This window comes from Neobacillus niacini, assembly GCF_031456445.1.
GTDB lineage: Bacteria > Bacillota > Bacilli > Bacillales > Cytobacillaceae > Neobacillus > Neobacillus niacini_I.
This window is the reverse complement of sequence record NZ_JAVDUQ010000016.1, coordinates 72,088-86,875: the sequence shown is the minus strand read 5'-3', so window position 1 is coordinate 86,875 and position 14,788 is coordinate 72,088. Positions and strand designations below refer to the sequence as shown.

15 protein-coding genes are annotated in these 14,788 nt (G+C 38.4%); 4 read left to right on the top strand and 11 right to left on the bottom strand.

What is annotated here, in order from left to right:
* The first annotated feature begins 37 nt into the window (after positions 1 to 37).
* The 3 genes from J2Y67_RS14665 to J2Y67_RS14655 are packed head-to-tail and all read left to right on the top strand — an operon-like array spanning position 38 to position 2,536.
* A complete protein-coding gene (locus J2Y67_RS14665) occupies positions 38 to 670 on the top strand; it encodes an N-acetyltransferase (protein ID WP_310175247.1) in 633 nt (210 codons plus the stop codon).
* A gap of 49 nt (positions 671 to 719) precedes the next feature.
* On the top strand, positions 720 to 1,367 hold the full coding sequence (locus J2Y67_RS14660; RefSeq protein WP_310175245.1) for an acetoin utilization AcuB family protein: 648 nt from the start codon (positions 720 to 722) through the stop codon (positions 1,365 to 1,367).
* Positions 1,364 to 2,536, top strand: coding sequence for an acetoin utilization protein AcuC (locus J2Y67_RS14655; RefSeq protein WP_310175243.1), 1,173 nt, complete (start codon positions 1,364 to 1,366; stop codon positions 2,534 to 2,536). Before J2Y67_RS14660 ends, J2Y67_RS14655 begins: the two co-directional genes overlap by 4 nt.
* Before the next feature lie 39 nt (positions 2,537 to 2,575).
* Here the strand turns inward: J2Y67_RS14655 and ccpA are convergent, their stop codons facing one another.
* The 11 genes from ccpA to J2Y67_RS14600 form a co-directional block, all read right to left on the bottom strand.
* On the bottom strand, positions 2,576 to 3,574 hold the full coding sequence (ccpA, locus tag J2Y67_RS14650) for a catabolite control protein A (protein ID WP_310175241.1): 999 nt from the start codon (positions 3,572 to 3,574) through the stop codon (positions 2,576 to 2,578).
* A 263-nt stretch (positions 3,575 to 3,837) separates the two neighbouring features.
* Positions 3,838 to 4,914, bottom strand: a complete 1,077-nt coding sequence (locus J2Y67_RS14645; RefSeq protein ID WP_310175239.1) for a bifunctional 3-deoxy-7-phosphoheptulonate synthase/chorismate mutase — start codon at positions 4,912 to 4,914, stop codon at positions 3,838 to 3,840.
* 305 nt (positions 4,915 to 5,219) lie between these two features.
* The gene (gene ytxJ / locus J2Y67_RS14640; RefSeq protein WP_396954079.1) at positions 5,220 to 5,552 is read right to left on the bottom strand and encodes a bacillithiol system redox-active protein YtxJ; all 333 of its coding nucleotides are present in this window, start codon (positions 5,550 to 5,552) and stop codon (positions 5,220 to 5,222) included.
* Positions 5,553 to 5,641: 89 nt separating this feature from the next.
* Positions 5,642 to 6,130 carry a YtxH domain-containing protein gene (locus J2Y67_RS14635; RefSeq protein ID WP_310175237.1) on the bottom strand — a complete coding sequence of 163 codons (489 nt, stop codon included), beginning with the start codon at positions 6,128 to 6,130 and terminating at the stop codon, positions 5,642 to 5,644.
* Positions 6,131 to 6,160: 30 nt separating this feature from the next.
* Positions 6,161 to 6,622: a DUF948 domain-containing protein gene (locus J2Y67_RS14630; RefSeq protein WP_310175235.1), complete on the bottom strand. Its 462-nt coding sequence runs from the start codon at positions 6,620 to 6,622 to the stop codon at positions 6,161 to 6,163.
* A 228-nt stretch (positions 6,623 to 6,850) separates the two neighbouring features.
* Positions 6,851 to 8,149, bottom strand: a complete 1,299-nt coding sequence (gene murC / locus J2Y67_RS14625) for a UDP-N-acetylmuramate--L-alanine ligase (protein WP_310175233.1) — start codon at positions 8,147 to 8,149, stop codon at positions 6,851 to 6,853.
* 233 nt (positions 8,150 to 8,382) lie between these two features.
* A complete protein-coding gene (locus J2Y67_RS14620) occupies positions 8,383 to 10,827 on the bottom strand; it encodes a DNA translocase FtsK (protein ID WP_310175231.1) in 2,445 nt (814 codons plus the stop codon).
* Positions 10,828 to 10,991: 164 nt separating this feature from the next.
* Complete coding sequence (locus J2Y67_RS14615; RefSeq protein ID WP_310175229.1) at positions 10,992 to 11,786, bottom strand: DUF1444 domain-containing protein; 795 nt, start codon at positions 11,784 to 11,786, stop codon at positions 10,992 to 10,994.
* Positions 11,787 to 11,868: 82 nt separating this feature from the next.
* Entirely contained in the window at positions 11,869 to 12,183 is a 315-nt protein-coding gene (locus tag J2Y67_RS14610) for a thioredoxin family protein (protein ID WP_310175227.1), read from the bottom strand.
* Between the two features lie 431 nt (positions 12,184 to 12,614).
* On the bottom strand, positions 12,615 to 13,133 hold the full coding sequence (locus J2Y67_RS14605; protein WP_310175225.1) for a DUF84 family protein: 519 nt from the start codon (positions 13,131 to 13,133) through the stop codon (positions 12,615 to 12,617).
* 60 nt (positions 13,134 to 13,193) lie between these two features.
* Positions 13,194 to 14,267, bottom strand: coding sequence for a M42 family metallopeptidase (locus tag J2Y67_RS14600; RefSeq protein ID WP_310175224.1), 1,074 nt, complete (start codon positions 14,265 to 14,267; stop codon positions 13,194 to 13,196).
* 192 nt (positions 14,268 to 14,459) lie between these two features.
* Between J2Y67_RS14600 and J2Y67_RS14595 the strand changes: the two genes are divergently transcribed.
* The gene (locus tag J2Y67_RS14595; protein WP_310175222.1) at positions 14,460 to 14,783 is read left to right on the top strand and encodes a PepSY domain-containing protein; all 324 of its coding nucleotides are present in this window, start codon (positions 14,460 to 14,462) and stop codon (positions 14,781 to 14,783) included.
* Positions 14,784 to 14,788 lie beyond the last annotated feature (5 nt).

Here is a 14,788-nt window from a genome sequence, read left to right as displayed (position 1 = left end):
AGAAGTATACTTGAAACACTTTCCAGGTGGTGAACAAATGGAACATAAAAAAACGTATAATGCCAAAGAAATAAAGACTCCTCATGGGAACTTAATTATAGAAGGACCGATCTCAGCGGAAAAACTGGCAGGTTATGAATTCCATGAGGATCTTATCGCTTTTCGCACACCAACCCAGCAACACCAGGCATTAGTTGGAATTGCCGATCTTACAGAAGGAAGAATTATCATCGCCAGACATCATCACACAATTGTTGGATATGCTACCTACCTCTATCCAGACCCTCTTGAAAGATGGTCTGAAGGAAAAATGGATAATTTAATAGAATTAGGAGCCATTGAGGTCATTCCTAAATTTAGAGGCTGTGCTGTTGGTAAAAATCTTTTAATCGTATCGATGATGGATGATGCGATGGAAGATTATATTACGATTACAACAGAGTATTATTGGCACTGGGACTTAAAGGGAACGGGGCTAAATGTTTGGGAATATCGAAAGGTCATGGAAAAAATGATGAATGCCGGCGAACTTGAGTGGTATGCGACCGACGACCCGGAAATTTGTTCCCATCCCGCAAATTGTTTAATGGTCAAAATCGGTAAAAGAGTGGATAACGAATCCATCCAAAAATTTGACCGCCTGCGCTTTATGAATCGGTTTATGTATTAATAAGGTTATTCACCTGATTTTTGTTAAGGAAATGAAGGGGGAATTTTCGATGATTGTAGAAGAAATCATGAAACCAAATGTTGCAACACTTTATCCAACAGCTTCGATTAAGGATGCCTTACACCTAATGGAATCAAAAAAAATTCGCCATGTGCCCATTATCGACACAGGCAACCATTTAGTTGGTTTGGTTACAGTCGTAGATATACGTGATGCAATGCCATCTATATTTCATGCAAATGAACATTTGGAAGATTTACAAAAACCTGTTGCGACGATTATGAAAAAAAATGTCATTACTGGACATCCGCTTGATTTTGTAGAAGAGGTTGCAGGGCTTTTTTATGAACATAAAATCAGCTGCCTTCCGATCACAAATGATCAGAAGCTCGTTGGAATTATCACAGAAACAGATCTGCTACGAACAATGGTTGAATTAACAGGCGCCCATCAGCCCGGGTCTCAAATTGAAATAAAGGTCCCGAATAAATCAGGGATGCTTTTTGAAATTTCCAGTATATTCCGAAAGCGAAATGCAAATATTCTCAGCGTACTTGTATACCCGGACAAAAAGGATGATCAATATAAAATACTTGTTATTCGCGTTCAAATGATAAACCCTATGGGGTTAATTGAAGATTTGAAAAAAGCAGGACACCATGTTCTATGGCCAAATCTGCCGGGGATTTCAATATGACAGATAAATGCTCCTTTGTTTTTTCAGAAGAACTGCTGAATTATAAATTCAGCAGCCATCATCCTTTTAATCAGTTTCGCCTTAAATTAACAGTAGATTTACTAAAAAAAATAAATGGATTGGATGAGAAACAAATTATCGCTCCGAGAATGGCGACCGTAGAAGAACTACGCCTGATCCATGATCCCAATTACATTGATGCTGTTTATAAGGCTGGCCATGATCAGCTTCCAATCGAAATAGCAGAAAATTATGGTTTAGGAACCGAGGATACCCCCATTTTTCCAAACATGCATGAAGCTAGCTCATTGCTAGTAGGAGGGACAATGACGGCGGTAGACCAGGTAATGACAGGACAAGCCGTTCATGCACTTCATCTTGGAGGAGGCCTGCACCACGGTTTTCGAGGAAAGGCTTCCGGATTTTGCATTTATAATGACAGCTCTGTAGCCATAAAATATCTACAGCAAAAATACAATGCACGGGTTTTATATGTCGATACGGATGCCCACCATGGTGATGGAGTCCAATGGTCATTTTATGATGATCCCAATGTCTGTACCCTGTCTATTCATGAAACAGGCAGATATTTATTCCCGGGAACAGGTAACGTAAATGAACGTGGACAGGGAAAAGGCTATGGCTATTCGTTTAACATTCCTGTTGATGCCTTTACCGAAGATGAATCATGGCTTAATGCCTATTCACATGCAATTAGGGAAGTGGCCGATTTCTTTAAACCAGATGTTATTTTCACCCAAAATGGCGCTGACGCTCACTACTATGACCCATTAACACATCTATCCTCAACAATGAAAATTTATCGTGAAATCCCGAAGCTTGCTCATGAAATCGCCCATCAATATTGTAATGGCCGCTGGATTGCTGTTGGCGGGGGCGGGTATGACATCTGGAGAGTGGTTCCACGAGCATGGGCCCTTATTTGGCTGGAAATGACGGAAAACTCCAATTGTTATGGTAATTTACCTTCTGAATGGGTCCAATTCTGGCAGAAAGATGCCCCCTTTGAATTACCAAAGGAATGGGATGATCCGCATGATCTCTATATACCAATCCCAAGAAAGGCAGAAATTACCGAAAAAAATGAACGAACGCTTGAAAAAGCACTATATCCGATTCGAAATCAGCAAAAGAGTCAATCTAGCTAATATTTAAAGGACTATCCAAAACGGATAGTCCTTTTCCAATTACTTCGTTGATTGACGGTGTTCAATTCGGTGTGGAAGGACAACAGTATGCTGCTCCACTTTTTCTTTATTCATGTATTTTGTCAAGAGACGCATTGCTACAGCACCAATATCGTATAACGGCTGAACCACAGTCGTAAGCTGCGGGCGTACCATAAGAGACAATCTTGTATTATCCGATGTAATGACCTCAAAGTCATCAGGAATATGGTACCCCTTATCTTGTGCCCCATGGATAACACCAAGAGCCATTTCGTCAGAAGCCACTAAAATTGCTGTCGGACGGTTTTGTGCTTCTAATAATTTATCAAAGGCTTCAATACCTGAATCGTAAGTGTAATCTCCCTCAACAATTAACTCTTCATTAAAGGGAATTCCGGCTTCCTCAAGGGCATGTTTATACCCTTTTAGCTTTTTCTCTGTATTTTCCGGTTCATAAAGGGGACCCACAATATAAGCAATATTTTTATGGCCTTTATCGATAAATTCTTTAACGGCATCAAATGCTGCCTGCTCGTAATCGATATTAACCGAAGGAATGGTTTCAGATTCCTCGATGGACCCCGCAAGAACAATCGGTACAGGGGATTTTTCAAATTCCTCTACATGTTCCGGAGTAATATTGCCTCCCATAAAGACAAGCCCGTCCACTTGTTTCCCGAGCATCGTGTTAAATAAGTGTAATTCTTTATCTTTATTTTGATCAGAGTTACTTAAGATTATATTGTATTTATACATTGTGGCAATATCTTCAATACCGCGTGCTAATTCAGCATAAAAAATATTTGAGATATCCGGGATAATGACTCCAACGGTAGTGGTTTTTTTACTTGCTAATCCTCTTGCAACAGCATTTGGACGGTATCCTAGCCGTTCTATTACCTCTAGTACCTTTTTGCGGGTAACCGGTTTTACATTAGGGTTCCCATTCACTACACGTGAAACAGTTGCCATCGAAACATTTGCTTCCCGGGCAACATCATAAATCGTAATATTCACGCTCAACACTCTCCTTAAAACGATACATTATTTTTCTTTATTTTATAGCAGTTTAACGCAGCCTAGTCATTTTTTTATCTTTGCTTGTTCAATCGTTTCCGCTATTTTTATTTGTGATATAATAAACAATCTCAATTATCTATTTAATGATACGACAAGAACTTAGAAGCCGCAATTAGATTCCTCTATTTTCGGAAATTTTAAGTAAAAAAAACCTCCTGCATAGGTTCACAGAAGGTTTTTTGGAAATAATTACAAGAAAATTAAATCCGTATAAAGTTAGATGCGAGTAATTCATTGTAAAAATTGTCAAATTGTTCAAGATTCATTTGCTGCTGGGCATCCGATAGTGCAACAGCCGGATCTGGATGAACCTCAGCCATAACTCCATCTGCTCCAATTGCAATTGCAGCCTTTGCTGCTGGAAGCAATAAATCTCTTCTTCCGGTAGAGTGTGTTACGTCGACCATAACCGGTAAATGTGTCTCTTGTTTCAAAATTGGTACAGCAGAAATATCTAATGTATTTCTTGTTGCACGTTCATATGTGCGAATTCCGCGCTCGCAAAGAATAATTTGTCCGTTACCTTGCGCCATAATGTATTCAGCTGCATTGATAAATTCTTCAATAGTTGCTGCAAGCCCTCTTTTTAACAAAACAGGCTTGTTAACTGCACCAGCTGCTTTTAATAATTCAAAGTTTTGCATGTTTCGGGCACCAATTTGAATCACATCAAGATATTCAGCTGCCATTTCAATATCTGCAGGATTTACAATTTCACTGATTACAGCCATATCGAACTCGGTTGCAACACGTTTTAAAATTTTTAAACCTTCAACGCCTAAGCCTTGGAAATCATATGGAGAGGTTCTTGGTTTATAGGCACCGCCGCGAAGAAGTTTTAGTCCTTTCTCCTTCATTGCTTTTGCCACGGTTGCAACTTGCTCATAGGATTCAACTGCACAAGGACCAAAAACGAAGTGCGGTTTACCGTCTCCAATATTTTCACCTTTTAAAGTAACAATTGTATCTTCTGGCTTTTTCTTTCTGGAAACTAATAATGCTTTACTATGATCATCCTTTTGCAGGTCTAACCCTGCTTTAAAAATTTCTTTGAAAATGTGATCAATGGTTGAATTTTCAAAAGGACCATCATTGTGCTCCTTAATGACTTCCAACATTTTTCTTTCACGGACTGGATCGTAGCGATAAACCCCTTGATTCCCCTTCACTTGGCCAATCTCTTGGACGAGTCGAGCTCTTTCATTAATTAACCTCAACAATTCCAAATTTAATTCATCCACACGTGATCTTAAAAGATCCAATTCATTTGCGGTCATTATTTTCCCCGTCCTTTCATTGCCGTTCAGATATTTATATGAATAAATACTGAGTGGTGTCTTACTATTAAAAATGGTTGTTTTGAAAAACAATTTTCTGTTTTTTCAATAATTAGGCTTTATTATAGCGGAAAAAATTATTTTTGTCACCACTTTTTTCTTTAACGATTAAACGCTTTTAAGTATTAAAGTATGTTTAGGGATATTAAATTAAATTAAATTATGTTGTAAATTCAAAAGTTGTGAGACTTTACATAGCCTTTTTTAAAACGAAAGCATCCAAATATATGGATTCCGTAACAATGCTACTGATTTTCACCAACAGCATCTGCCAAAGAACGCTTGGTAATTTTCCAATGTGAGGCATTCCAGCGCGCTTCACCATTTGAAAAAAGAATAGCCTGGGGGGATTCATGCTTAATATTAAATTTCTCTGCAATTTCGTTTGATAATGGGCGTGAATCCTGTACAGCTAAAAAGTAAGCAGGAAATGCCGTTTCCGCATCTGCAAATTTTTGATATTCTTGATATGCGGCCTGACTTACCGGACATGTTAAACTATGTTTTAAAAAAAGGAATTTCTCTTCTTTTTTTAGTAATTCTTCAAACTGTTCTTGTGTTTCTATTTTTCCAATCATTTCTATTCCCTCCAAAAAATAAACGGTGAAGTCATTTTATCACTTCACCGTTTCTATCACAAATAATCAGTTTAAGATTTTAAAAATTCTTACTGTTTTACTTTTAACTCTTCTTCATCGAAAGCTTTTTTTGCTTCTTCTAGTTTTTTCTTAATATCACCGCTATTTAGGGGTGCCTCTGTCTTTAAACTTATCCTTTTTTCTCGGGGGGCTTGAATGGGAATATAAATGACTTCCGATTTGTCCTCTTGTTCTTTCTTCGCCTTCGGCTTGATTTTTGATTTGCTCAAAAGATCGGTTGATTGTTGAACCATGCCCTGTGTAATCGATGTTGTTTTGGAAGCAAGCAGGCTGCTCTTGTTCACCAAATTTTCCCGTAAATCCACGGTTTTTTCCATAAATAAACCCGTTTGCTTACTAAGTTTATTTCGCAAATCTTTCCCTGCCTTTGGCGCAAAAAACAGTGCTGCAGTGACACCTACCATCCCGCCAATCAAGGCGCCAAGCAAAAAACGATTACCGGAATCCTCGTTTCTTTTCTGATTCGTTTCCCGTGTTTCGTTATCCTTGTTTGACATAAAACACAGCCCTCCTTGACTAAACCTATTTTATCTTGATCTTACCCTGACGCTTTCACCTGAAGAAACCCTATCTTTTTCTTGTTTTTTTGCCTTCCATTTATCCTTAAGTTCAAGAATAACATTACTCCATTGAATAACTTGAGAAACTTTTTCTTTACTTTGTTCAACCTGTTTATCGAATGAATCGGTAATATTCTGTAAGGTTCCATTAAACTTACTCACCGTTGTACCAACGTCCTTCACCGCATCCACAACAGTATTTAAACTTTCTGATTTATATTTCAGATCATCCGCTATGGCATTTGTTTTTTGTAAAAGCGTGGTTGTTTCTGAAGTAACCCCTTCAAGTTGTGATTCGAGTCCTTCAAGAGTTTTCGATACGCTTTTAAGAGTTTCTTGAAGAGACTTAAGCATTTTAGAAACATAAATAACCAGGACTAAAAAGGCAATTGCAATTAAGGCAACGCTTAAGTATAAAATAATAATCATTGAGCACCTCCGCTTGATACTATCATTATGTATTACCCAACTTTGTTGGATATAAACCTCATCAACATTCTATACTACTTCAATATTTTTGTCTTGTTTTCCTGCTATTTAAATTTTAAAATTTCGTTATTTTTCAACATTTAACCATATTCAGGTAAAATAGAGATGTGTAGATCCAGAAAAACTAAAATAGAAAAAATAGGATGCCACTCAGGCATCCTATTTTTTCTAGGAAAGCTGTTTTTCATAGGATTCTTGGAATTTTTGAATATCCCCTGCTCCCATGAAAATAATCACACTATTATCATATGTTTTAAGAACGGACGTATTATCTTCTGTTAGAATTTCCGCTCCTTCAATTTTTCCCTGAAGATCTTTGATGGAAAGCTTTCCATGGTTTTCGCGTGCAGAACCAAAAATTTCACATAAATAAGCTTTATCCGCCTTGCGTAAGCTTTCAGCAAAATCTTCAAGAAATGCCTGCGTACGAGTAAAGGTATGCGGTTGGAAAACAGTAATCAATTCACGATCAGGATATTTTTGTTTAGCCGCTTCAATCGTTGCTTTAATTTCAGTAGGATGATGCGCATAATCATCAATTAAAATTTGTGAGCCGATTCTTTTTTCAGAGAACCTTCTTTTTACCCCTTGGAACGTGCTTAACTGTTCCTTAACGATCGAAACATCAATTTCCTCGTAATGGCAAAGAGCAATAACGGCAAGAGAATTTAATACACTATGGTCGCCAAAGGTAGGAATCGTGAACGAATCATAAAAAGTATTTCGAATAAACACATCAAAGCTGGTTCCATCTGTCGTTTTCACAAGGTTTTTGGCTTGATAGTCATTCTCTTCTTCAAAACCATAAAATAGTACAGGAACCTTTGCTTGGATTTTTTGGAGCTGTTCATCATCCCCATAAGCAAATATTCCCTTTTTCACCTGTATGGCCATTTCTTGAAAGGCTGAGAAAACATCCTCAATATTGGCAAAATAATCTGGATGGTCAAAATCAATATTGGTCATGATTGCATAATCAGGGAAGTAGGATAAAAAGTGCCGTCTATATTCACATGCTTCGAAGACAAAATATTCTGCACCTTCCTGCCCCTTACCCGTTCCATCGCCAATTAAAAATGATGTGGGGTTTGCCCCTTCCATCACATGTGCAAGTAACCCTGTAGTGGATGTCTTCCCATGGGCACCTGTAATCGCAATGCTTGTAAAGTTTTGCATAAAATCTCCCAAAAAACGATGGTAACGGACAATTGGAAGCCCTAACTTCATCGCCTCTTGAATTTCTTCATGGGTATCAGGAAAGGCGTTTCCTGCAATAATGGTCATTCCCGGTTTGATATTTTCTTTTTGAAAGGGAAGGATCTTTATTCCTGATTGCTCAAGGGCTACCTGAGTAAAAAAGTGCTTTTCGACATCGGAGCCTTGCACTTCAAACTTCATATCATGCAGAACCTGTGCCAACGCACTCATCCCAGACCCCTTAATACCTACAAAATGGTAAATAGTCATCAAAAGAACCTCCAACTAACGTCTATCTGTAAAACAGTATATGACATCTTACTTTATTTGCTAAAAGAAAAGCGTAAGCGCCTTGCTCAGGCGCTGGAGCTAGACATAAAAAGTTAACCACATTCTCATTGTAATCACATTTATTTATTATAACACTCTTCGTTCTTAAAAACTATTTAAGAACTTATTACTTTTATTTCATACATTATTTACAGTTTCAAAGAATATTGGGATTATCGATTTAAATTTGCCTCATGAATGGATTCTATATCCGATGCCGTAATTAGAACTTCACGTGGTTTACTTCCATTTGCGCTTGAAATAAACCCGTTTGCTTCAATCATATCCATTAATCTTGCTGCACGGTTGTACCCGATTTTAAAGCGGCGCTGCAAACTGGAGGTTGATGCCGTACCTTGGTCAATGATAAACTCACAGGCTTCATAAAAAAGTTCATCCTCCTCCTCTGTAACCTGCGCCTTCTTTAAAAGTTCTTCTTGTTCAAATAAATAATCCGGTTCCTGCTGCTCTCTTACATGGGCAACGACAAGATCAATTTCTTCATCAGAAACATATGTTCCTTGCAAACGGACAGGCTTCGATGAACCATTTTCTAAAAAGAGCATATCCCCCCGCCCAAGCAATTTTTCAGCCCCGCTTATATCAATAATGGTTCGTGAATCAACTTGTGAGGAAACAGAAAAAGCAATTCGTGTTGGAATATTTGCTTTAATTAGCCCTGTTATAACATCTACAGAAGGTCTTTGAGTAGCCACAATTAAATGTATTCCACAAGCTCTTGCCTTTTGGGCTATTCGGCAAATGGCTTCCTCCACATCCGCCGGTGACATCATCATTAAATCAGCCAATTCATCAATGATAATGACTATAAACGGAAGCTTGTCGGAATATCTCTTATGTTCCATCGCTAGCTCGTTAAAGCGGTTGATGTCACGTACACCTGTATGCGCAAAAAGCTCATAGCGTCTTTCCATTTCTTCGACAGCCCATTTTAATGCAGCTGTTGCCGCTTTTACATCTGTAATAACCGGACTGACCAGATGGGGGATTCGATTATAAGGGGCGAGCTCTACCATTTTAGGGTCAATCAGCAATAGCTTTAAATCTTCAGGACTGGCTTTAAATAATAAACTAACTAGGATGGTGTTTATACAAACACTTTTTCCCGATCCCGTCGCTCCGGCAATTAAGCCGTGCGGCATTTTCTTCAAATCAGTCACAATTGGTTTTCCTGAAATATCGAGCCCTAATACAGCCGTTAAGGGGGAACTTGATTCCTTAAAAACATTGCTTTGGATAATTTCATTAATGAATACTGGTCGTGATTTCTGATTAGGAACTTCGATACCAATCGTATGCTTCCCTGGGATAGGAGCCTCAATCCGGATATCTCTGGCAGCCAGACTTAATTTAATATCATCGCTAAGGTTTGTAATTTTATTAACCTTGACACCCGGCTCGGGCTGAACCTCAAAGCGGGTTACGGCTGGTCCTTGTGTTACATTCACTACTTTTGCCCCTACATTAAAATTTTGCAAGGTTTGATTTAGTAATTCTTGTTGGGTTTCAATCCACACAGTGTCTTTTTCAATCATAACCGGCGGGCTTAACAAAGAAAACATAGGAAATTGATAGACATCCGCTTCCGCAATAGCCACTTCTTTAAAGGTCTCGGTTTCATCAGGAGCACTTGCCTCTTCTTTCGGTGCGGCGTTATCTATTTGGTAAATCGGTTCTTCCTTGATTTTCTCATGAACCACTGGTATTTCCTTAACCATTTCTGCCGGTTTGTTCATCTCAAACGGCATTATCGAATTTTGGCCCATTTTTCTTTGAATTTTTCTTTCTTCCCATTTCTGCTTATCCTGCTTTAACATCATGACATTGAATGGTAAATGGGATCGTTTTGGATTTGGGTTCTCTGTCTGCACCTTAATGGTTTCTTCGTTCATTTGTGGAGAGTTGTTAGATTCATCAGGTTGAACGGATAAGGTCTCTTTATCACGATCATGTATCAAGTCTGGAACGTTTAAGGATGACTCCAAGTGTAGTAGATTTTCCTCTTTTTTAATCTCCTCCACTAGCGGACTAGGTTCTGGTTCTGTTACTAGGATAACAGGATTTTCATTTTGTTTCTGTGGTGGAACCTGATCCTCTTTCGTAATGTTTTGATCATTTTTGGAGATTTGAGTCTCTTCCTTTATAAAATGAGTCAGTTCATGCTCGACAATCAATGGGCTGCTCGTTTTCACTGGTTTTCTGAATCCAAAAACCGGGGAAGGAATTTCAGTTGCATGAAAAGGTCTGCTCTTTTTTTGCTGCTGTTCTTTTTGTATTTTAGGTGCAACACTTTTCTCTTGCTGAACCTCGGTATGCTCCGGCTCTTTCCTTTTCTGATGTCTTTCTGTTTTCTTTTTTGAGCTTTCTTCTTTTTTGGTGATTAATTTTTCTTCTTTTATAATGGGTAAACGAATTCTCCCTTTCGGATATTGGTAAGAAATACGTGCCTCTATTTCCCTCCCGCCTTCCTTATTTTTCAAAGAAGGAAGGTCTCTCATTTCATTATGTACTCTAGATTGATTCGGGTTATATTCGAAATCCTCTTCATCTTCTTCATCATTTTTAAACCTTTGAAAAAAGTTTTGGAACCAGCTCAAAACTATCACTCTTTCTACTTTCATCTATTATTCTATTTTAGCAGTATTTAATAATATTTCGACAAAAAATCTATGATTCAGTCGAAATATAGTGGAATAGGTAGTGATTCGTAAAAGACAAATGAAAAAAGACCACTTTTTGGTTGTGATCCTTCCTCATTTTTTCACTTATTTTTTCCTAAAATAAAAATTGGCTCTAATTCCCCATCCTCGTACAAAAATGACAATGCCGTGATCGGCACATGGCCATTTGCAAAGAAGCTCATTGCCATTTGTGCTAAAACATCATAGCCCCTGTCATTACGAATATCGGCAATGATCAGCACATCCTGATGCGGTACAGCTATGATCATTGTTCCTGAAACTTTCTTTTGCATCTCATTTAAAAAGCCTTTATTTAAAATCCGGCTGGCATCGTAACCATCATTTGTGTTGAGGAAATAAAATACATTTCCAGCAACTGTATCTTCTTTTACAGGGGTTGGAAGAGACCTCGCATTAAATAATGCAATTTCTCTTATCCGATTTGCTTCCCATCCCTCATTTTCCATGACACGTGAATCAATTAAACGATAGGTTTTTCCCATATCAATGGCATAATAAATTTTCGTCTCTGCCGTATGCTCATCGATTAGAAATGGAACACCCTCTTCTGCTTCTATTGGAAATGATGCAGAACGGATTACGGGGAATATTTTTTTTTCATGGGTTATTAACTGGACGTTGTTTTTCATAGCCCGCAGACCTTCTTCAACGTAATAAACCACTTCATCAATCGCTTTTTCCTTTTTGGTATGCCAATTAGCGATTATTCCTGGAAGAGAAACCGTAATCCCTTTTCCAGCTGCAGCATTTTCGATGCGAAGCTGATCTTTATCCCGGTCATACGTTATGTTCCGATCAGGAGCCGCCAATCGCTGTTCTAATTCTTTTCGCATTTTTTTATTATCCATTTTCATTTATCCCTCCATTAAAAAGGAGATGCGCATCTTATTGTAACATGAAAAAACTCCATCTCAAAAGGAGAAGGAGTGAATCATTTTATTTTAGACCCTTGATGAAGTTTTCAATTTCTTCTTGAGTTTTCCTATCCTTACTCACAAAGCGGCCGAGCTCTTTGCCGTTTTCAAAACCGATAAAGCTTGGAATCCCAAATACATCAAGCTGCTGGCAAAGATCAATAAATTGATCACGGTCAACATGAATAAAGGTATATTCCTTAAAATTTTCTTCGATTTCAGGCAGGACCGGTTCAATGAAACGGCAATCCCCGCACCAGTTGGCTGAAAACATAAAAATCGTTTTTCCGTTATCCCGAAGTTGTTCAAATTGCTCCATAGACTCTAAATTTTTCATTTTCACTGCCTCCAAATTTTATTATAGACTCTCGGCATTCGCCGAGTCAGATGGTTCAAGTGTTTTCTTAAACCACTTGAATTTAATTCCTCCTACTTTGTATAGGGGGGATTTTTCTTTTTACAAAAAGACTCTGTTAAATTTGCCTGTTGATTTCCGCTCCAGGCACTTCGCTTTCCGTGGGCATCCTGGAGCGGAAATCAACCACTTCTCTAAAAGCAACAAAGTTTACGAAAACAGCCTTCACCTAGTCGATTTTTTTTAAAAATGATAGATGTAGGTTTATTTGGCATACACATTTTTAAAAATACAATGAAACCTATAATTACTTCAGATATTTCGGACAGAATTCCCAGTGAAATTTTTACAAGCCTCTCGATGAATTGCTTATTTATTCCGAGAGTCTATTATTTTTACTCATTACTCCATTTTCATCCTTTTTGCTTCGTTTGATAGGTGTGTTGCCCAACGAGCAGGTTCATGATATGAGTAAACATTTCATCCCGTTTAATGAAACCATCGGTAAAAATTCCAATTGCGCCTTCTTTTTTTCGGACATTCTCCTTATGGGCGAAATCCTCCATTACGGGTCCTAATTCTTCGCCCGCCCTCAAACGTGACGCAACTTCTTCAGGAAGCAGGATTCTTGCCCCTCCGGCAATAATGGGTTCCCTGCCTTTTGCGGCTAGCGCTCCCCAATTACAAATCAATAAACCATGTTTAGATTCTTGCACGCCGCCTTCAAGTCCAATGCCAATATCGCCATTTCCTTGTTTTAGTGCTCCCACAGCCCGATTGATTGCTCCTTGAATCGTTTCATCATCCGAAAACGGCTGGTCACTTACTCCTGACTGGATATCTAAGGAGAGAAACTCCGCCTCTGTTTCACCAAATGCATTTTTAACCGCAGTAATTTTAGCAGGATTTTCGGTACCTATTATGATTTTCATCGGTGTATTGGCATCTCCTTATTCGCAAAAAAGAGGCATACACTATGCCCCATATAATGTTTAACTGTTTGCTTTGATTGAATTCACTGTGGATTGATCACAAGTTTTTACAAGCTTGATGAGCAATTCTTTAGCCGCAGCATAATCATCTACATGGATGATAGATGCATGTGTATGGATGTAGCGTGAGCAAATACCGATAACAGCACTTGGAACACCTTCATTGGATAAGTGAACCCTTCCAGCATCTGTCCCGCCTTGCGATACGAAATATTGATAGGGAATATTATTCGTTTCAGCCATATCCAGAACAAATTCTCTCATACCACGATGGGTAACCATTGAGCGATCAAGGATTCGCAACAAGGTTCCTTTTCCTAACTGGCCAAATTCTGACTTTTTCCCAGACATATCATTAGCAGGGCTCGCATCCAGTGCAAAAAAGATATCAGGATGAATCATATTTGCAGCGGTCTGTGCCCCTCTTAATCCCACTTCTTCTTGAACCGTTGCTCCGGAATAAAGAATATTTGGCAAAGTTTCATCCTTTAATTCCTGAAGGAGTTCTATCGCTAATCCGCAGCCATAACGATTATCCCAAGCCTTTGCTAAGATTTTCTTCTCATTGGCCATCGGAGTAAATGGGCAAATAGGTAAAATCGCCTGCCCCGGTTTAATGCCAATCCGCTTGGCATCCTCCTGATCATCCGCACCAATGTCAATCAGCATATTCTTTATTTCCATAGGCTTATTTTTCTTTGATTCATCGAGTAGATGAGGAGGAATGGAACCCACTACGCCAATGACCGGGCCATTTTTCGTCATAATTTGAACGCGTTGTGCTAAAAGAACCTGGCTCCACCATCCGCCTAGTGTTTGGAACCGAATCATCCCATTATCTGTTATTGAGGTAACCATAAAGCCTACTTCATCCATATGTCCGGCTACCATTACGGTAGGACCATTTTCATTTCCTTTTTTCACACCAAAAATACTCCCCAGATTATCCTGGATAATTTCGTCCGCATAGGGTGTTAATTGTTCCCTCATAAATTTCCTGACAAGGTGTTCATTTCCAGGAGCACCAGGAAGCTCTGTCAAGGTTTGAAAAAGCTTTAATGTTTGTTCGTTCATTTTCAAGCTCCTTAAAATCAGATTGTATTTTTATGTATAGCTTTATTTTACAGAAACATTATCAAGATGACCAACATTTCAAATCGCCAATGGTTATATTATGTTCAGACCAATTAATACGATATACTAAAAGGAGAATTCTTACTTGAAAACGTATTCTTTTTTTAATTCCTATTCGGAGGTGCGTAATTTATGAATTGGAAATCCTTTTTCCTTGGTGCAGCAGCTGGAGCAATAGGCAGTTTAGCCGTAAGAGAAATCATTTCAAAAAAATTAACAGTTTCACCAGAGAAAGTATTAGAAAATGTAAAAAAACAATTTAAACAAAATGGAGCCATCAGCGGTTCATGGATACATATGGAAGCTGTGCCCTACTTAAAACAACAACTCCACTATCAAGTCTATAAAGGCGGTATCTCTAAAAATAATGAGGGTACAATAGAGCAATATGAATTTATTGCTGATGCAGCAACCGGTACGATTATTGATGTCTATTCATTATCTAATGAGCAATAACGAAA